Source organism: Nonomuraea sp. NPDC003201, assembly GCF_053590415.1.
This window is the reverse complement of record NZ_JBSFTC010000251.1, coordinates 1-16764: the sequence shown is the minus strand read 5'-3', so window position 1 is coordinate 16764 and position 16764 is coordinate 1. Positions and strand designations below refer to the sequence as shown.

Here is a 16764-nt window from a genome sequence, read left to right as displayed (position 1 = left end):
GCGGCCCCGAGGCGAGGGCGGCGGGCGCGACGGGCCGCACGGCGGCGGGGTCGAACCCGGCCGGGCCGGTGAGGTAGTGCTCGACGGCCTCGAACAGAGCGCCCACGCGGGCCTCGTCCGGGCGTCCTTTGCCCATCCCGCACGCGACGGGCGCGAGGTCACCCGCGCCGCCGAGCAGGCGGCACCACCAGGCAGTCGGGTCGCGGCCGTCGCCCGCGTCCACGAGCTCCGCCCGCAGGCCGAGCGCGGTCAGTGCCGCGGACGCCCGCCTCCCGGCCTCGTCCAGCGGCACCGCTCGTTCCGCCGCGCAGAACGGCCGCCCCGCCCGTCGCGGGGATTTCGGAAATCGACGCGGCCTACCTTCTGCCATCGCCGGTCGTGGCGGACAGCAGCTCGCCCAGCCGGTCGAGTTCGGCCTGGGTCAGGTGCTGGGTCGCGCGATCCAGCGAGTCGGTCACGATATAGTCCACGACATTTCCCATGAGCCTCCCCCTTCCTTTCCGCCTTAATTGTAGCGCCGCCTCTGCAAAAGCCTAGAAAGGCTATTTGCTGACTTATTTACATTTTCTGGGGGATGGCCGCGGCTGGGGTGGGTACCCATCCGCGTCATCCGGAGTCCCAGGATCGTCACTCTGGGTGAGATGGCGGCCGTTACGGTCACGAACCGTGTGCTGACAAAGAGTCAACCCGCCATTCGTGATGTTTCTTCGCATCCGTACCTTGAAGTCCATCTGGCCCATCGGCATAGTGGACGCACCACAGGCGTGCCAGTCGTGGCGGACATTCTCGGGGTAGTGCCGGTTCGCGACTGCCCGGCGGCGCATCATCCGGTGCGCGGAATTGGACATGATGGATGAGTTCGCCCCCGCCGATCCGTACCAAGCTGCTCAGGATTCTCCTGCTTCCGCTGGTCTCCATGATCGCCCTGTGGGGGTTCATCGCCTACTCCAGCGTTGAGGAGATCGTCACCGTCTCCCAGGCGCAGGACCGCTGGGAGGGCATCGGGTCGCCGGTGCTGCAGCTGATCGTCGAGTTACAGCGGGAGCGCCAGCTCTCGGCGGAGGCGGTCCGCGGCACCGGCTCGTACGAGCCGCTGGCCGAGCAGCGCCGGGTCACCGACGGCAAGGCCAAGCGACTGCGCGAGGTGATCAGCGCCCTCGACGTCGGGGCGGCGGACGGGGAGACCCCGGCCCAGGTGCAGGCGCTGCTGCAGGCGCTCGACGGGCTGCAGTCGCTGCGCGATTCCGCCGACGGCGGCGTGCTGGCCCCGCCGCTGACCATCATCGAGGCGTACAACAACCTGATCAGCGTCGCCAACGGGCAGTTCAGCGACCGCGACGCGCTCAGCGACGTCTCGTCCTACCAGGCGGTGCGCGGCATGGCGGCCTACAGCGCCGCGGCCGAGTATCTGGGCCGTGAGCACGCCGTGCTCACCACCACGATCGTGCACCACAAGATGACCCCCAGGGACCGGGCCTCGTTCGTCTCCGCGATGACCAGCCGCCGGCTCGTCTTCGCCAACGCCGAGCGCGACGTCGGCCCCGAACTGCGGGCGAACTACGACCGGCTGGTCGCCAGCGCGTCGTTCAAGCGGCTGGTGGACGCGGAGGACCTGCTGTTCGGCTGGGACACCAGCGGCGGCGCGCCGCCCGTGGACCCCACCGTGTGGAAGCGGGACGCCGACGCCATCTTCGGCGCGATCAGCCGTGACACGCAGACGGAGCTGGCCCGCACCGCGGAGGAGGCGCAGTCCCAGAAGTCCGGTGCGTACTGGCGGATCGGCCTGGTCCTGCTCCTGGGGCTGTTCGCGGTGGTGGCGTCGGTGGCGCTGTCGTACCGGTTCGGCCGCTCGCTGATCATCGAGCTCAGCCGGCTGCAGGAGTCGGCGGTGGAGCTGGCGGAGCGGCGGCTGCCCCGGCTGGTCGAGCGGCTGCGCCGCGGCGACGACGTGGACCCGGCCACCGAGGCGCCCGGCCTCGACCGCGCCGACACCGCCGAGGTCGACCGGGTGGTGCACGCCTTCTCCGCCGTACGCCGTACGGCGGTCGAGGCGGCGGTCGGCCAGGCGACCCTGCGCAAGGGCGTCGGCCTGGTCTTCCTCAACCTGGCCCGGCGCAACCAGGCGCTGCTCCACCGCCAGCTCACGCTGCTCGACACCATGGAACGCCGGGTCGAGGAGCCGGGGGTCCTGGAGGACCTGTTCAAGCTCGACCACCTGACCACCCGCATGCGGCGGCACGCCGAGAACCTGATCATCCTGTCCGACTCCGCCCCCGCGCGGCGCTGGCGCGACCCGGTGCCGCTGTTCGACGTCGTACGCGCGGCGGGGCTGGAGGTCGAGGACTACACCCGCGTCACCGTCGTGCCGATGCCGAACGCCCCGCTGCTGGTCGGCCCCGCCGTCACCGACGTGATCCACCTGGTCGCCGAGCTGGTGGAGAACGCCACCGTCTTCTCCCCGCCCGACACGACCGTGCACATCCGCAGCATGACCGCGGCCAACGGCTTCGCGCTGGAGGTGGAGGACCGGGGCCTCGGGCTGAACCAGTCCACCCTCGACGAGCTCAACTCCAGGCTGGCCGACCCGCCGGAGTTCGACCTGGCCGACAGCGACCGGCTCGGCCTGTTCGTGGTGTCCAGGCTCGCGGTCCGGCACGGGATCAAGGTCTCGCTGCGCCGCTCGCCGTACGACGGGACCACCGCGATCGTGCTGCTGCCGGCCTCCCTGCTCGTCAACCTCCAGCCGCCGGTCGTCGTCACGCCCGCCACGGACCGCGTCGCCGCGCACATAGCCAGGCCCATGCGCGCGCTCGGCACCGGGCCCGCCGAGCCCCGGTCCCGCGGGGCGGCCGTCGCCCCTGAGCCCTTCCCGCCCCTCGGGCCGGACGCGCCCGCCCGCGCCCCGGAGCGCGGGACCTGGTTCGAGGCCGGGCCCGCGCCGACCCCGATCATCCAGGCCGGGCCAGTGAGTGGGCCAGTGAGTGGGCCAGTGAGTGGGCCAGTGAGTGGGCCAGTGAGTGGGCCTGTGAACGGCTCCGCGAACGGGCTCACGGGCTCGTCCGCCAACGGGCTCACGGACGGACTCGCGAACGGACTCGCAGGCGGCCCCGCGGACGGGCTCGCGGATGGGCTCGCGGACGGGCTCGTGGACGGGCTCGTGGACGGGCTCGCGGAGGAACCGGATAACGGGCCCGCCACTGGACCGATCCGGATTCCGACGCCGGTCCCCGGCCCCGCCACCCCGCCCGGCCCGCCCGCCGACTGGAGCGTCACGGTGCCGGCCGAGGACGCGGACGAAGACCTCGACGGGCTGCCGATGCGGGTACCGCAGGCCAGCCTGGCTCCCCAGCTCCGTTCCGCCAGACGCGCGGACCGGCGCAGCACCTCGGCGCGCTCGCCGGAGGAGCTCGCACAACTCATGTCGTCCATGCAACGCGGCTGGCAGCAAGGCCGTCGCCAGGCGGAGCAGGGACCAGACGTGTGGAACCGAAAGGACGACCATCCCGATGCCCGACCCCAGAAGTGAACTGAGCTGGCTGCTGGACGACCTCACCCAGCGCATCCCCGGCATCCGGCACGCCATCGTGCTGTCCGCCGACGGGCTGGCCATGGGCGGCTCCCGGGGCTTGACCCGGGAGGACGCCGAGCACCTGTCCGCCATCTCCGCCGGCAGCCACAGCCTCGCCATGGGCGCCGGGCGCCACTTCGGCCTGGGCGGCGTACGGCAGACGATCATCGAGATGGAGGACGGCTTCCTGTTCGTCACCGCGGCCGGCCAGGGCGCCAGGCTGGCCGTGCTCGCCACGGGCGACGCCGAGCTGGGCATGGTCACGTACGAGATGGCGCTCATGGTCAAGCGGGTCGGCGAGCACCTCTCCTCGCAGCCGAGGGGAGCGGCACCGGCACCCGCCTGGAACGGCGCGAGACAGTGACCGGGGAGGATCCCGGGCCGCTGCTCCGGCTCTTCGGGCTGACCGGGGGCCGGGCGCGCCCGCAGGGCGAGGCATTCGATCTGGTGGCCATCGTCACGACGGTCGCCGGCACCTACGAGCCCGCGGAGCTGCTCCCGGAGCATCGCGCCGTGCTGTCGCTGTGCCAGAAGCCCACGCCGGTGGCCGACGTCGCGGCGCACCTCAGGCTGCCGCTCAACATCACCCGGGTGATCCTGAGCGATGTGCGGCGAGAGGGCCTTGTCACCATCGAACGCCCGCGCCCCGCGGCGCAGACGATCGACGAACGCATCTACAGGGAAGTGCTGCATGGACTACGCAGCCTCTGAGCCGGGGACGACCGCCGTCGCCTCGGCCTTGGCCATCAAGATCCTCATCGCGGGCGGTTTCGGCGTCGGCAAGACCACCTTGGTCGGCACCATCAGCGAGATCCGGCCGCTGCACACCGAGGAGCTGCTGAGCGAGCGGGGCATCGGGGTGGACGACACCTCGGGCGTGGAGTCCAAGACCACCACCACGGTCGCGCTCGACTTCGGCCGCATCACTATCCGCGACGGGCTGTGGCTGTACCTGTTCGGCACCCCCGGGCAGGACCGCTTCTGGTTCATGTGGGACGAACTGGCCCTCGGCGCGCTCGGCGCCGTCGTGCTCGCCGACACGCGCCGCCTGGGCGACTGCTTCCCCGCGGTGGACTACTTCGAGCAGCGCGGCGTCCCGTTCGTGGTCGGCGTGAACTGCTTCGAGGGGGCCCGCCGCCACGACCCGGCCAAGGTGCGGCGGGCGCTCGCGCTGAACGAGCGCATCCCGATCGTGCTGTGCGACGTCCGCGACCGCGCGTCGGTCAAGGAGGTGCTCACCACATTGGTGAAGTACGCGGTGGAAGGCGGATGAGCCGGGTTCAGGGGGCCGGCGTGAGTGGCGGGACGGCGTTGCGCGCCCGTTCGAGGGCCTGATCGGGCCACCACTGGCCGGAGGCCGGGGTGACGACGCCGTACACCGGGTCGGCCGGTCCCGGGGTGCCCCGGGTGCACTGGCCGTTGGAGAATCCCGGGCTGTTGAGCCAGAGGAACGCGTCCGCCAGCGGCTTCCCGGTGCCGGCGGACGGCCGGGCGCCCGCGCCTCTGCCGGGGGGATTGCACCATTCGTCCGGAACCGGGAAGCGCCCGGCGGGCGGCTGCCACTCGCCGGCCCCGTTCCGGCTCGTGTCGACGACGAAGTGCGGCAGGCCGGGCGCGTCGTCCGGCACGGCGGCCAGGGCCGCGTCGGCGCACGAGGCGCTCCGCGACGCCGCCCTCAGGTAGACGCACCTGGACAGCTTCGCGGCGTACGTGAGCGATCGCGCGGTCGGCCGGTAGCCGACTGCGTTGACGTAGAAGCCGTCGGCGCGCACCGCCCCCGCGTTGACCAGCCGGTCGGCGATCTGCGTGAACGCGGGCCAGCCCGCCAGCCCGCCGTCGAGGTAGACGGCGGTGCGGGCCAGGCCGGTCAGGGTCTCCACGGCGTAGGTGAGATCGGCGTACCGCTGGACGGCGGCGGCCTCCCCGCCCTGCGGGCACTCGGGGCTGCCGGGCATCCGCGCCAGGCCGCTGGGCTCCAGGGCGACGACCGCGGGCCGGTTCCCGATGCCCTCGGCCACCGCGTCGATCCACGCCCGGTAGCCCGCGGTGTCGGGGGCGCCGCCGTTCCAGCAGTCACGTCCCGGGATGTTGTTGGTGACGAACACCGGGACGGTCTGCCTGCGTTCGGCCTGGGCGACCGCCTCGCGTGCGGTGCGGGAGACGTCGGCGGGGGAGCCGCCGGCGAGCCAGATCGCCTGGGGGACCTGCGACAGCGCCCGCATGAGGGCGGCGTCGGCCGTCCTGCCCTGCGCCGACCAGGTCCGGGACTGCCGGGCCGCGTCGGTGTCCGGCTGCACGTAGAACCGCACGCCGTCCGCGCGCAGCGGGTTCTCGCCGGGGAGCTCCCGCCACAGCGTGCCCGCCTCCTTCGCGACGGCGGGGTTCACCGCCGGGTTCACCGCCGGGGTCACGGCGGGCAGGCCGGTGAACAGGCTGGGGAGCAGGTACGCGCCCGCCGTCGCCACGGCGAGCGCGGCCACCGTGCCGCCGGCCCACGCCCAGCGCCTGGACGTCCCCCGTCGCCGTCCCCGGTGCGCCGGGGCGGCGCGGCTCCGGTCCGGCGTGGTGCGGCCCTTCTCCGGGGCGGAGTGGCTCTGCTCGGGGCCGGCGTGGCTCCGGCCCGAGGCGGTGGCGGCCGGGCTCGGCACCCTGGGTTCGTACGGGAACCGGCCGCTCGCCCGGCGTCGTGGAGGGGGCCCGACCGGGACGAGGTCGGGCGAGAGGCGGATCGTCGCGCCCCCGCCGAGCGCGTCCACGAGCTCGGCGGCCGTCGGGCGGGCCGCCGGGTCCTTGCTCAGCGCCCGCGCCACCAGCCGGCCGACCGCGCCGCCCAGCTCGGGGAGCACGGGCTCCTCGTGGACCACGCGGTAGAGCACGTCGTGACCCGCCCCCGAGCCGAACGGCGGCCGCCCGCTCGCGGCGAAGGCCATGACACCGCCCCAGGCGAAGACGTCGGAGGCCGGCGACGCCAGCCCGCGCACCTGCTCGGGCGACATGTACGCCGGCGTGCCCATCCTGGTGACGGAGAGGGTCGTGGAGTCGGAGACGAAGGCGAGGCCGAAGTCGATGACCTTCGGGCCCGTGGGGGACAGCAGCACGTTCGACGGCTTGAGGTCACGGTGGACGACGCCCGCCGCGTGGATGGCCCACAGCGCCACCGCCGTGCTCATGGCCAGTCCTTCGAGCTCCGAGCCCGACATCGGGCCCCGCTCCACGATCGCGCGGAACAGCGTCGGTCCCGGGACGTACTCGGTGACGACGTACGCCGTCTCGCCGTCCAGGTCGGCCGTGAGCACGGGAGCCGTCGAGAAGGGGGCGACCCGCTGCATGGTCGCGACCTCGCGGCGGAAGCGCCGCCGGAACTCCGGGTCGCCGGCGAGGTGCCGGTGGATGACCTTGATCGCCACGAGCCGCCGCGAACGGCTCTTCGCGAGGTAGACGACGCCCATCCCGCCGGAGCCGAGCCGGCGCACGATGCGGTGGCCGCCGATCCGCCGCGGGTCGTCGCCGGTCCGCCCGTCCACCGCCTCGCCGTGTTTGGTGCCGTTCGCCATCGCCCGCCCATCCCGACCCGACAGTCGACAGGAGGTACGGCCGGAGCGGCACCGGGGTTCAGCTGAACGCGAGCAGGACCTTGCTCGACCGCCGGGCGTCGGCCGCCTCCTCGAACGCCGCCACCGCCGCGCCGAGCCCGAAGACGGACGTGACAATGGGTGCGAACCGCCCGGCGTCCCCGTCCATGATCGACAACGCGGCCGGCATCTCGTGGTAGAAGCGGCTCGACCCCATCAGGGTCAGCTCGCGGGTGACCGCGAGGTGCAGCGGCGCGGTGACCCCGCCCGGGGGCAGGTGCCCCACGTTGACGAGGGTTCCGCCGGGGCGCAGCGCCTCCAGGGCGGAGACGAGCCCGGCCTGGGAGCCGGAGGACTCGATCGCGACGTCGGCGGCGGGGATCGGCTCGCCGAGGTCCGCGCGGACGACGTGGGTCGCGCCCACCTGGAGCGCCAGCCGGAGGGGTTCGCCGAACACGTCGGTCGCCGTGACCGTGGCCGCCCCCGCGCAGGCGGCCAGGGCGGCGGAGAGCAGGCCGATGGGTCCCGCGCCGATCACCAGGACGTCGCGGCCCTCGACGCCGGAGCCCGGCCGGCGCAGGCCGTGGAGCGCCACCGAGGCGGGCTCGGCCAGCGCCGCCGTCCGCAGGTCGAGCCCGTCGGGGATGGGCACGAGGCGGCTCGCGGGCACGACGAGGCGCTCGGCGAACCCGCCGTCGGTGTGCGGCATCCGGGCGGCGCTGCCGAGATAGCGCAGCTCCGCGCAGAGGTTCTGCTCGCCGCGCAGGCAGTGGCCGCAGCGGCCGCACACCTGGGCGGGGTGCACGGCGACGCGGCCGCCCGCCGGCGGTCCCGAGCCGTCGGCGGCGGGCTCGGCGACGACCCCGACCACCTCGTGCCCCAGGACCATCGGGGAGCGCAGGACGGACTCGCCCACCCGCCCGCTCCTGTAGTAGTGCAGGTCGGAGCCGCAGATGCCGCCGTAGACGACCGTGACGACGGCTTCGTGCGGTCGCGGCGCCGGGGTGGTCCGGGTCTCGATCGTCAGGTGCCCGGGGCCGGTGACGACGAGGGCCTTCGCGTCCATTCAGATCACCGCCAGGACGAGCGACGTGGCCGCGGCCTCCGCCGCCGCCGGGTCCATGGCCGCGATGGCCTCGACGGCCTGCTCGTGCCGGTCCAGCGAGGCGGCGGTGTCGGCGGTGAAGAACTGGTGGCGGTCGGAGTAGCGGGCATGGAGGGTGGCGATGAGGGTCTGTACGAGCTGGCTCAGGACCGCGTTGTCAGCGCCCCGCAGGACCGTCCGGTGGAAGCCCGTGTCGGCCGACACGAACGCGGAGCGGCTGCGGCTTTCGTAGGCGTCCCGCATGTCCCGGAGGTGCTCGCGGAGCGTGTCCACGAGGGCCGGCCGGGCGCCCAGCGCCGCGATCCTGGCGGCGGCGGGCTCCAGGGCCTCCCGCAGCGTCATGAGCTCGCCGAGCTGGGTGTCGGCGTCGGGACCGTTCGCCCGCCAGGCGATGACCTGCGGGTTGAGCAGCGCCCAGCTCTCCTGGGGCTGGACGGTGGTGCCGACCTTGTGGCGCGGGCGGACCATGCCGAGCACCTCCAGGGAGCGCAGCGCCTCGCGCACGACCGTCCGGGACACCTCGTACTCGGACTCGACGCGCTCGGGGGAGACGATGCCGCCCACGGGGAAGTCACCGTGCGCGATCCGGCGTCCGAGCGCGTCAACGAGCTGCGCGTGCAGGCCGCCCGGCCGGGCGCTTTCGACCATCGACAACCCTTAAAAGTATGATTAAACACATCATATAACGACCTGCCGGAAGCGATCGTGAGGGTCAGTGCCGGGGGCAACGTCCTGCTCGCTCGCGACAGCGGCTCGCGGCTGGACCTGTACGACGATGGGCGGCCCGTCCTGTCCGTCGTCGATCCCACCCTGATCCCCGCCGCCGGCACGGGGACCGGCCGGGCGAAGTTCGCCGCCGTGTCGGTCACGGCCCGCCGGAGCTCAACGGCGCATTCGTTACGAGAAATACTCGCAAATATCAGAACTATGTGTATGGGTATTGGTTTTCTCTGCCTTGGCCACATAAAAGCGTAACCGCAGGTCTATGGGCCACTTCAGTGCGATTCATAACCCCCCTACGCTGTCCCCGTTCCACTTACGGCGAGGGGGATCACGTGCTCGGAATCGACACCTGCCTGGCGGAGGTCATGTCCATACCGGGGGCGCTGGACGCCATGCTGCTCGACCACACCAGCGGCATGGCGGTGGCCTTCAGCAGCGCCTCGGGCGTGGACGCCGACCGGTCGGCCGCCGCGTTGACCGAGGCGCTGCGGGCCACGACCGACGGTCTCGCCCGCGCGTGCCCGGGCGAGGTCGTCCGCATCGACGACATGCTCGTCACGACGGACAAGGGGCACCATCTGCTCAGGCCGCTGGAGACGGTCTTCGAGGGGCCGCTGGTCATCTACGTACGCCTTGACCTGGAACGATCCAACCTGGCCCTGGCGCGCCACCGCCTGCGGTCGGTCTCCAGCCAGCTGACGACGTGAGTCATGACCAGGCTCGACGCACTTCTGGCCGGGCTGGCGCACGAGCGTTCGACGGGCGCGCTCCGGCTCGGGAGGAACGGCACGATCTTCCTCCACGACGGGCGAGTGACGTACATGGAGTGCGCCCAGACCCCGGGCGTCGAGCGCCTGCTCACGGCCCGGGGCCGGATGACGGAGGCGGCGCTGCGCGGGCTCCAGGCGGACGGCGGCTGCGCGCGGCTCCTGGAGGAGGGGCCGCTCACGCCGGGCGAGCTGCAGTTCGCGGTGCTGGGCGCGGTCCTGGACGCGGCCTTCTTCCTGCTGCCGATAAGCGGGACGCGGCCCAAGTTCCGGCCGGGGGAGCGGCACTGGCTGGGCGGGCAGTGGTTCTTCGAGGTGGCGGGGCTGGTGCGGGAGTGCGCGCGGCGGCGGGCGCACCTCGCCGACGTCTGGCCGTCCGCGGAGGTGGACACGCTGCCGGTACGGCCGGTGCCGTGGCTGCCGGGGCACGGGGTGACGCTGACCCGGGTCCAGTGGGAGGTGATCGTCGGTGCCGACCACAAGGCCACGCCGCTGGAGCTGGCCAAGCAGCTCGGGCGTTCGGGCTACGCGGTGCTGCTGGCGGTCAGGAGGCTGGCGGCCGCCGGCCTGCTCACCCCACCCGACCCGGGCCATACCGCTCCCGCCGACAAGAAGCCCAAGCATGCCGAGCCCGATGAGGTCGCCGACAGTGGTGAAGCGTCTGGAGCCTGGCTGCCGAAGCGGGCGCGGCACCCCTACGAGCGGCCGCCCCACGATCCCGGGGCGGTGGCCCAGCCGCTCGGCCCGCCCGTGACGGGAGACCCGACCGATCTGGCGCTGCTGATGCGGCTCAAGAAGGCGCTCGAGGAGCTGGCGTGAGGTTCCCCGTACTCAGGAGGAGGCCACCGGTGGAGCTGCGGAAAGAGGTTCTGGAGGAAATGACGCTCCTGCGCGAGCGCACACCGGACGTGAGCGGAAGCGTCGCCTGCACCGTGGACGGCATACAGATCGCCTGCGACCTCGAAGGAGACCGCAGCGAGCAGACCGCGGCGCTGTCGGCGGCACTGCTCGCGATGAGCAGGCGGATGCTGACCATGACCGGCCACGGCGCTCTTGAGGAAACGCTCATCTCGGGCACCGCCGGCTTCGTGGCCTTCTACGCCGCCGGCCCCACCATCGTCCTCACAGTCCTGGCCAAGCCCGGCGCGAACGTCGGGCTGCTGCGGCTGGAGGGCAGGAAGACGGCCGCCGGAGTGGCCGCCGTCGCAGCACGTAGGCACTGAACCGTCCCCTGGCAGAAAGGGAGAGAACAATGGCCAGCATGGACGTCTCGCTCAAGGAGATGATGACGATCGACGGCGCCATCGGAGCGGCGATCGTCGATCACGGGAGCGGCATGGCGCTGGGCACCCTCGGCGGCTCCAAGGACCTGGACCTGCAGGTCGCCGCCGCGGGCAACACGGAGGTGGTCAAGGCCAAGCTCCGCACGATGGACTCGCTCGGTCTCAAGGACAGCATCGAGGACATCCTCATCACGCTCGGCGGCCAGTACCACATCATCCGGCCCATCACGGGGCGCGGGGGAAAGGGGCTGTTCCTCTACCTGGCGCTCGACCGTGGGCGCGCCAACCTGGCCATGTCCCGGCACCAACTCCGGGGCATCGAGGAGAAACTGGAGGTCTGACCCGGGACTCCCGGGTGGCCCGCCCCCGCTCGGCGGGTGGTCACAACACAATGATCGCTCACCGGCAGCGGTCAGCGTAGCGCGAGCCGACTGGGTTTCCGTGTTCCCCGCGTCGGGAGAAGACGGAAACCCGGTCGGGACCGTGCGCGACAGCCTGCAGAACTCACTGCGCTCTCCACATGGCCGCGGTCCTGCTGGTGGACTTGGCCATGACGGGCTTGTACCGCGGAGCGGGCCACACCTGGATCAGGTACTCCTCGACGGGGTCGCCATCGTCTCGCGGGTCGCCGTCGTCGCGGTTGCGCCCGTGGACGCGCAGCCGGTAATCACCTGGGCCAGGCAGTTCCAGCCGCTTGGCCGGGTCGTCGCCGCCGTCCGCCGTCCCGAAGTCCATGAACGCAGTCCGCCAGGAAACGGACACCTCAGCGACGTCCTGCCAGCCGTCGGTGGTCAACGGTGGTGCGTCGTCCCACAGTTCGGCGGTGACGAGGATGGAGCCGATTTCCTGGCCGCACACGATGCGCGCGCCATCGCCATCGGGGCCGGCCTCGACCAGGCCCGTCGCGGTCATGTCCAGCTCGAACTCCGTCACCAGGTCTTCGCCGGTCAGGTCAACGGTGGACGCGTCCACGAACACCTGAGCGGAAGCGCGGCGTATCAGAGTCGGCACAGGACTAGGCATCGATCCGGACATCGTCAATGGTCATCGCCTGTAACTCCCATCAGATCAGAGCACGCTGCCTCGTACAGCAAGCGATCATGCCAGGTGGGTACGACAAACCATCCCTACCGGAGGCAGCCGCTGTCGGTGGGCGGCGGCCGGCCGGTGAGCCGTAGCCAGATGCCGTATTGAAACGGGTTGCAGTTCGTCCTTAGGCTGAGCGCATGATCCTGGACCGCTTCCAGATCGGCGGCGCCGCGGCCGTGGTCACCGGCGCGGGCCGGGGCATCGGCGCGGCCACCGCCGTCGCCCTCGCCCAGGCCGGTGCCGACGTCGCGATCTGCGCCCGCACCGAGGACCAGCTCCACGCCATCGCCGATCAGGTGAAACAGGCCGGGAGGCGGGTCCTGGTCGTCCCCGCCGACCTGACGATCCCCGGCGCCGCGGAGGACCTCGCGGAGCGGGCCGCGGCCGCGTTCGGTCGCCTGGACGTGGTCGTCAACAACGTGGGCGGTGCGATGCCCCGCGCCTTCCTCGACACGAAACGGAAGCATCTCGAGAACGCGTTCCAGTTCAACGTCGGCGTGGCGCACGAGCTGACCAGGGCTGCCGTCCCGCACCTGCTGAAGGCGGGCGGCGGCGCGGTCGTGAACGTCTCCTCCGCCGTGGGCCGCGTGGCGGGCCGCGGCTACCTGGCCTACGGCACCGCCAAGGCGGCCCTGGCGCACTACACCCGGCTGGCCGCGCTCGACCTGGCCCCCGCCGTCCGGGTCAACGCGGTCGCCGTCGGCGCGGTCGCCACCTCCGCGCTCGACATCGTCATGAACGACGAGGGCCTGCGCGCCCAGATGGAGCAGGCCACGCCGCTGCGGCGGATCGGCGAGCCGGAGGACGTGGCGGCCGCCGTGCTCTACCTGGTCTCCCCGGCTGCCCGGTACGTGACGGGCAAGGTGCTCGAAGTGGACGGCGGGATCGACCGGCCCAACCTCGACCTCGGGCTGCCGGACCTGCCATGACTTGGTGAGGACATAGGCGCGGCCGGGGTCGATCGCGACGGTCACGTTCGTGCCCTCGGCCAGCAGGCCCTGCGGATGGGAGCGTTACGACGTGCGGGCGCACACCCAGGGCCGCAAGACCTTCCACCACCCGGACGTCAGCGATCTCACCCTCGGCTACCAGTCCATGCAGCTGGAGGTCACCCCGGCCACCGCCTGGTCGCCTACTACGCCGAGCCCGGCACGCCCGGGTACGACACCATGGTCCTGCTCGACCTGGCCGCCTCCGAGCACGCCTCGAAGCCCGCCGCGGACCACCGCCACCCGTGACCCACGACCCACGGATCATGAGAACCGAGCCCCGAGCCGGGTCGTGACCCGGCGGAGCTTCCTGGGCGCGCCGGGCGGGTACGGCTCGCGGGTGTGCAGCAGGGTCTGGTTGTCGGCGATCACGACGTCGCCGGCCTGCCAGCGGTGGGCGTACATGTGCCGGGGGTCGTAGAGCGCCCGGCGGATCCCCTCGATGATCTGCGCGGCGTCGTGGCCCGCCGGCGGGCTCGGCAGCGTGGTGGTGGTCGGGTTGAGGATGACGACGTCCTCGGGAACGGGCTCGGAGAACCTCAGGGTCGGATGGCCGAGACGCGGATGGGGCACGACGAGCGGCACCTCGCGCGTCACCACCTCGCCGCCGGCGGTGGGCCGTTCGTAGCGGAACGTCAGGCCCTCCCACAACGCCCGCGTCTCCGGGTCGGCGCCGGCCAGGACCAGCGTCGTGTCGCAGAACAGCGTCGCCCCGCCCACGGCCGGGTCGGTGGCCCGCAGGCACTGGAAGATCTGCAGGTCGGGCGCGCTCCCGGCGTTCATGTAGAGGCCGTCCCAGTGGATCGGCATGAACCCCGTCTCGAAGAGGTGGTCCTCCGGCTCGGCGTGCGCCTCCACGTAGAACGTCCGGCTGCCGTTCCACGCCACCGGCTCGCCCAGCCGACCGGCGAACTCCTCGAACTCCTCGTCGGTCGCGGCCCCCGTGAAGCCCCGCAGGACGACCAGGTGATGCTCGCCGACCAGGTCCAGGAGTTGCTCCGGCGGCAGGCCGGCGAGCCGGGCGTCCCCGCCGCCCAGCAGTCGCGCGCCGAACGGTTCCTGCCGCCGGACGTCGATGGTCGGATCGGACGGCGTTGAGACGGACATGGACGCGCCTGCCTTCGGTGGTCTCCGGTAGTACGTTCGCCGGACCAGTACCCCCGCACGCAGCCGCTCATTTACAGAGAGTGATATACGGTTACGTTCGGCAATCTTTCGTGGTCGGTGAGGAGTGCGATGAGTTCCGCGCCCGAGGTCGTCCCGCCGTCGGCCGTGGTGGTCTTCTCCGGCGGGCTGGACTCCACGGTGCTGGCCGCCCACTACCGCGCGACCCACCGCCTGCTGCTGATCTCCTTCGACTACGGCCAGCGCAACGGCCCGCGGGAGCTGGCGGCCGCCCGGGAGGTGGCGGCCCACCTGGAGGCCGAGCACCACACGATCACGATCAACGGTCTCGGCCCCCTGCTGACCGGCTGCTCGCTCACCGACCGGGCCCAGGACGTGCCGACCCTCGTGCCCACCGGCGCCGCCCTGCGCTCCATCACCATCCCCAACCGCAACGCCTTCATCGCCGACATGGCCGTGGCGGTCGCGATGGCCCGCCGCGCCGACGTGGTGGCGCTCGGCATCCACCGCACCCCGGAGGGCCATCCGATGCCCGACGGCAGGCCCGACTTCTTCGACGCCTACCGCGAGATGATCCGCCTCGGCGGCCGCGGATTCCACCTTCCCCGTGTCGAGACGCCCTTCCTCGGCATGCTCAAGGAGGACGTCGTCGCCTACGGCCTGCGCCTGGACGCGCCGATGGGCAAGAGCTGGACCTGCTACCTCGACGGCCCGGTCCACTGCGGCGTGTGCCTGGCGTGCGTGTCACGCAGGGACGCCTTCTCGCAGAGCGGAGCGCCCGACCCGACCGTCTACGAAGGCGAGGCCAGTGATGACGCACCAGATCTGCGTACGGCATAACTTCGAGACCGCGCACCGGCTCCCGCACCTGGCGGGCAAGTGCGTGAACCTGCACGGTCACTCCTGGTGGGCCGAGGTCACCGTGCGGGCGGCCTGCTTGAGTGACGAGCAGACCGTGGTGGAGTTCGGCGCGTTCAAGAAGGCTCTGCGGGCTTTCGTCGACGAGCACCTCGATCATGGCGCCATGCTGGGGATCGATGACCCGCTGGCCTCGCTCCTGGTGGCTCACGGCAGCAAGGTCTACCTGTTCGGCGAGCACCCGTACGCCAGGGATCTGCCGTATCCCACGGTCGAGGCGGTGGCGGTGATGCTCGGCAGGGCCGCGCAGAGCCTGCTGGCCGGCCTGCCGCACGCCGCGGGCGCCGCCGTGGCCAGGGTGAAGGTGACCGAGACGCACGTCAACGCCGCGGAGTTCCGGCCGCGGGCCGACGCGACGCCCGCCACCCGGCCGCCGACGGCCGACGCGCTCAGCGGTGCGTGAACGCGGCCATCGCCCGATGCATCGCCCTCGTGGTCAGGGGCCGGGGTGGCGACCTGCGCTTCGGGAGGCCGCCCGTGCGCCGCGCGACGGAGAAGGCGTGCGTGGCGTGGTGGCCCGGTCGCCGTGGTCGGGGGCCGGGGACGGCCTGTGCTTCGGCCGGCGCGCGTCCCGTGGTGGGGCGTGCGGTGGACTTCCGACGCCGGGTCCTGCCTGGTCATCCTGAGTCGGAGCCGGGCGGCAGCTTGCCGTCGAGGGCGGCCTCTCGCCCGTCGGGATGGCGGGGCTGGGGGTGGTCGCGTGGGTGGAGTCGTGGTGTTGAAGTTGACGACGGCTAGGAGGGTGTGCGATCCTAAGGCGGGAGAGAGGTTGACATCAACATTAAATGTTGCCATCCATGTCCCTCTCGGTTTATGCTGCCATTCCGCGCTGCCTTTCGACGCCTCATGTCCCGGTGACTGCCGGGCGCTCGGCATGCGCGCATTCAGTCCCGCCGTCAGCTCCCGGAAGGACATCTGTTGGCAGCCTCGCGCAACGCCTCCGCCGTACCCGCTGGTCCCCGTCGCGTGTCTTTCGCGCGCATCCAGGAGCCCCTCGAAGTTCCTGACCTTCTCGCTCTGCAGACCGAGTCGTTCGACTGGCTGCTCGGGAACGAGAGGTGGAAGGCCCGGGTAGAGGCGGCTCGCCAGGCCGGGCGCAAGGACGTCCCGGCTCAGTCGGGCCTCGAAGAGATCTTCGAAGAGATCAGTCCGATCGAGGACTTCTCGGGGACCATGTCCTTGTCGTTCCGCGACCACCGATTCGAGCCGCCGAAGTACTCGGTGGATGAGTGCAAAGACAAGGACATGACCTTCTCCGCCCCGATGTTCGTGACGGCGGAGTTCATCAATAACACCACCGGTGAGATCAAGAGCCAGACGGTGTTCATGGGCGATTTCCCGCTCATGACGCCGAAGGGCACGTTCATCATCAACGGCACCGAGCGTGTCGTGGTCTCGCAGCTGGTCCGTTCGCCCGGTGTCTACTTCGAACGCAATGTGGACAAGACGTCCGACAAGGACCTGTTCGGCTGCAGGGTCATCCCGTCGCGGGGTGCCTGGCTGGAGTTCGAGATCGACAAGCGCGACAGTGTCGGTGTGCGCATCGACCGCAAGCGCAAGCAGGCCGTCACGGTGCTGCTCAAGGCGCTGGGCTGGACCAGCGAGCAGATCCTCGAGAAGTTCGG

17 protein-coding genes and 3 pseudogenes are annotated in these 16764 nt (G+C 71.8%); 13 read left to right on the top strand and 7 right to left on the bottom strand.

Annotation, left to right across the window (positions count from 1 at the left end):
• Positions 1–292, bottom strand: a pseudogene (locus ACWDX9_RS47240) (YcaO-like family protein); the annotation flags it as partial.
• 561 nt (positions 293–853) lie between these two features.
• On the opposite strand from ACWDX9_RS47240, the gene ACWDX9_RS47235 reads away from it, so the two are divergent.
• Genes ACWDX9_RS47235 through ACWDX9_RS47220 form a run of 4 tightly spaced genes read left to right on the top strand, consistent with a single transcriptional unit; the run spans position 854 to position 4841 of the window.
• Positions 854–3526 carry a nitrate- and nitrite sensing domain-containing protein gene (locus ACWDX9_RS47235; protein WP_449967118.1) on the top strand — a complete coding sequence of 891 codons (2673 nt, stop codon included), beginning with the start codon at positions 854–856 and terminating at the stop codon, positions 3524–3526.
• Positions 3507–3932: a roadblock/LC7 domain-containing protein gene (locus ACWDX9_RS47230; protein WP_449967116.1), complete on the top strand. Its 426-nt coding sequence runs from the start codon at positions 3507–3509 to the stop codon at positions 3930–3932. Before ACWDX9_RS47235 ends, ACWDX9_RS47230 begins: the two co-directional genes overlap by 20 nt.
• Complete coding sequence (locus tag ACWDX9_RS47225) at positions 3929–4279, top strand: DUF742 domain-containing protein (RefSeq protein WP_449967113.1); 351 nt, start codon at positions 3929–3931, stop codon at positions 4277–4279. Before ACWDX9_RS47230 ends, ACWDX9_RS47225 begins: the two co-directional genes overlap by 4 nt.
• Positions 4260–4841: a GTP-binding protein gene (locus ACWDX9_RS47220; RefSeq protein ID WP_350740995.1), complete on the top strand. Its 582-nt coding sequence runs from the start codon at positions 4260–4262 to the stop codon at positions 4839–4841. The genes ACWDX9_RS47225 and ACWDX9_RS47220 overlap by 20 nt, the downstream gene beginning before the upstream one ends.
• Positions 4842–4848: 7 nt before the next feature.
• Here ACWDX9_RS47220 and ACWDX9_RS47215 read toward each other — a convergent pair whose 3' ends face one another.
• Genes ACWDX9_RS47215 through ACWDX9_RS47205 form a run of 3 tightly spaced genes read right to left on the bottom strand, consistent with a single transcriptional unit; the run spans position 4849 to position 8893 of the window.
• Positions 4849–7122 (bottom strand): glycoside hydrolase family 6 protein, encoded by a 2274-nt coding sequence (locus ACWDX9_RS47215; RefSeq protein WP_449967110.1) that lies wholly within the window; start codon positions 7120–7122, stop codon positions 4849–4851.
• Between the two features lie 58 nt (positions 7123–7180).
• Positions 7181–8206, bottom strand: a complete 1026-nt coding sequence (locus ACWDX9_RS47210; protein ID WP_449967107.1) for an alcohol dehydrogenase catalytic domain-containing protein — start codon at positions 8204–8206, stop codon at positions 7181–7183.
• Positions 8207–8893, bottom strand: coding sequence for a FadR/GntR family transcriptional regulator (locus ACWDX9_RS47205; protein WP_449967104.1), 687 nt, complete (start codon positions 8891–8893; stop codon positions 8207–8209). It abuts the gene before it with no gap.
• 407 nt (positions 8894–9300) lie between these two features.
• Between ACWDX9_RS47205 and ACWDX9_RS47200 the strand changes: the two genes are divergently transcribed.
• Genes ACWDX9_RS47200 through ACWDX9_RS47185 form a run of 4 tightly spaced genes read left to right on the top strand, consistent with a single transcriptional unit; the run spans position 9301 to position 11359 of the window.
• The gene (locus ACWDX9_RS47200; RefSeq protein WP_319719198.1) at positions 9301–9675 is read left to right on the top strand and encodes a roadblock/LC7 domain-containing protein; all 375 of its coding nucleotides are present in this window, start codon (positions 9301–9303) and stop codon (positions 9673–9675) included.
• Positions 9676–9678: 3 nt separating this feature from the next.
• On the top strand, positions 9679–10554 hold the full coding sequence (locus ACWDX9_RS47195; protein ID WP_449967102.1) for a hypothetical protein: 876 nt from the start codon (positions 9679–9681) through the stop codon (positions 10552–10554).
• Positions 10555–10583: 29 nt separating this feature from the next.
• Positions 10584–10958 carry a roadblock/LC7 domain-containing protein gene (locus ACWDX9_RS47190; protein WP_449967100.1) on the top strand — a complete coding sequence of 125 codons (375 nt, stop codon included), beginning with the start codon at positions 10584–10586 and terminating at the stop codon, positions 10956–10958.
• Positions 10959–10987: 29 nt separating this feature from the next.
• Positions 10988–11359, top strand: a complete 372-nt coding sequence (locus ACWDX9_RS47185; protein WP_350741005.1) for a hypothetical protein — start codon at positions 10988–10990, stop codon at positions 11357–11359.
• A gap of 163 nt (positions 11360–11522) precedes the next feature.
• Here the strand turns inward: ACWDX9_RS47185 and ACWDX9_RS47180 are convergent, their stop codons facing one another.
• On the bottom strand, positions 11523–12029 hold the full coding sequence (locus ACWDX9_RS47180; RefSeq protein ID WP_449967097.1) for a hypothetical protein: 507 nt from the start codon (positions 12027–12029) through the stop codon (positions 11523–11525).
• A 215-nt stretch (positions 12030–12244) separates the two neighbouring features.
• On the opposite strand from ACWDX9_RS47180, the gene ACWDX9_RS47175 reads away from it, so the two are divergent.
• Both ACWDX9_RS47175 and ACWDX9_RS47170 read left to right on the top strand, forming a co-directional pair.
• Positions 12245–13036 (top strand): SDR family oxidoreductase, encoded by a 792-nt coding sequence (locus ACWDX9_RS47175; protein WP_449967094.1) that lies wholly within the window; start codon positions 12245–12247, stop codon positions 13034–13036.
• A 49-nt stretch (positions 13037–13085) separates the two neighbouring features.
• A pseudogene (locus ACWDX9_RS47170) lies at positions 13086–13202 on the top strand (MmyB family transcriptional regulator); the annotation flags it as partial.
• Here ACWDX9_RS47170 and ACWDX9_RS47165 read toward each other — a convergent pair.
• A complete protein-coding gene (locus ACWDX9_RS47165) occupies positions 13193–13339 on the bottom strand; it encodes a hypothetical protein (RefSeq protein WP_449967121.1) in 147 nt (48 codons plus the stop codon). The pseudogene ACWDX9_RS47170 and the gene ACWDX9_RS47165 overlap by 10 nt on opposite strands.
• A 21-nt stretch (positions 13340–13360) precedes the next feature.
• Positions 13361–14203: a TauD/TfdA dioxygenase family protein gene (locus tag ACWDX9_RS47160; protein ID WP_449967091.1), complete on the bottom strand. Its 843-nt coding sequence runs from the start codon at positions 14201–14203 to the stop codon at positions 13361–13363.
• Positions 14204–14320: 117 nt separating this feature from the next.
• On the opposite strand from ACWDX9_RS47160, the gene ACWDX9_RS47155 reads away from it, so the two are divergent.
• From ACWDX9_RS47155 to ACWDX9_RS47145, 3 genes and pseudogenes are all read left to right on the top strand, one after another.
• A complete protein-coding gene (locus ACWDX9_RS47155; RefSeq protein ID WP_449967088.1) occupies positions 14321–15061 on the top strand; it encodes a 7-cyano-7-deazaguanine synthase in 741 nt (246 codons plus the stop codon).
• A complete protein-coding gene (locus tag ACWDX9_RS47150; protein ID WP_449967085.1) occupies positions 15033–15542 on the top strand; it encodes a 6-pyruvoyl trahydropterin synthase family protein in 510 nt (169 codons plus the stop codon). The genes ACWDX9_RS47155 and ACWDX9_RS47150 overlap by 29 nt, the downstream gene beginning before the upstream one ends.
• 515 nt (positions 15543–16057) lie before the next feature.
• Positions 16058–16764, top strand: a pseudogene (locus ACWDX9_RS47145) (DNA-directed RNA polymerase subunit beta); the annotation flags it as partial.

What these genes read in the sequence shown, in the direction of transcription:
- ACWDX9_RS47235 (WP_449967118.1), top strand. Translation starts at nt 854, where the DNA reads ATGAGTTCGCCCCCGCCGATCCGTACCAAGCTGCTCAGGATTCTCCTG.
- ACWDX9_RS47230 (WP_449967116.1), top strand. Translation starts at nt 3,507, where the DNA reads ATGCCCGACCCCAGAAGTGAACTGAGCTGGCTGCTGGACGACCTCACC.
- ACWDX9_RS47220 (WP_350740995.1), top strand. Translation starts at nt 4,260, where the DNA reads ATGGACTACGCAGCCTCTGAGCCGGGGACGACCGCCGTCGCCTCGGCC.
- ACWDX9_RS47215 (WP_449967110.1), bottom strand. Translation starts at nt 7,122, where the DNA reads ATGGCGAACGGCACCAAACACGGCGAGGCGGTGGACGGGCGGACCGGC.
- ACWDX9_RS47210 (WP_449967107.1), bottom strand. Translation starts at nt 8,206, where the DNA reads ATGGACGCGAAGGCCCTCGTCGTCACCGGCCCCGGGCACCTGACGATC.
- ACWDX9_RS47205 (WP_449967104.1), bottom strand. Translation starts at nt 8,893, where the DNA reads ATGGTCGAAAGCGCCCGGCCGGGCGGCCTGCACGCGCAGCTCGTTGAC.
- ACWDX9_RS47195 (WP_449967102.1), top strand. Translation starts at nt 9,679, where the DNA reads ATGACCAGGCTCGACGCACTTCTGGCCGGGCTGGCGCACGAGCGTTCG.
- ACWDX9_RS47185 (WP_350741005.1), top strand. Translation starts at nt 10,988, where the DNA reads ATGGCCAGCATGGACGTCTCGCTCAAGGAGATGATGACGATCGACGGC.
- ACWDX9_RS47175 (WP_449967094.1), top strand. Translation starts at nt 12,245, where the DNA reads ATGATCCTGGACCGCTTCCAGATCGGCGGCGCCGCGGCCGTGGTCACC.
- ACWDX9_RS47160 (WP_449967091.1), bottom strand. Translation starts at nt 14,203, where the DNA reads ATGTCCGTCTCAACGCCGTCCGATCCGACCATCGACGTCCGGCGGCAG.
- ACWDX9_RS47150 (WP_449967085.1), top strand. Translation starts at nt 15,033, where the DNA reads ATGACGCACCAGATCTGCGTACGGCATAACTTCGAGACCGCGCACCGG.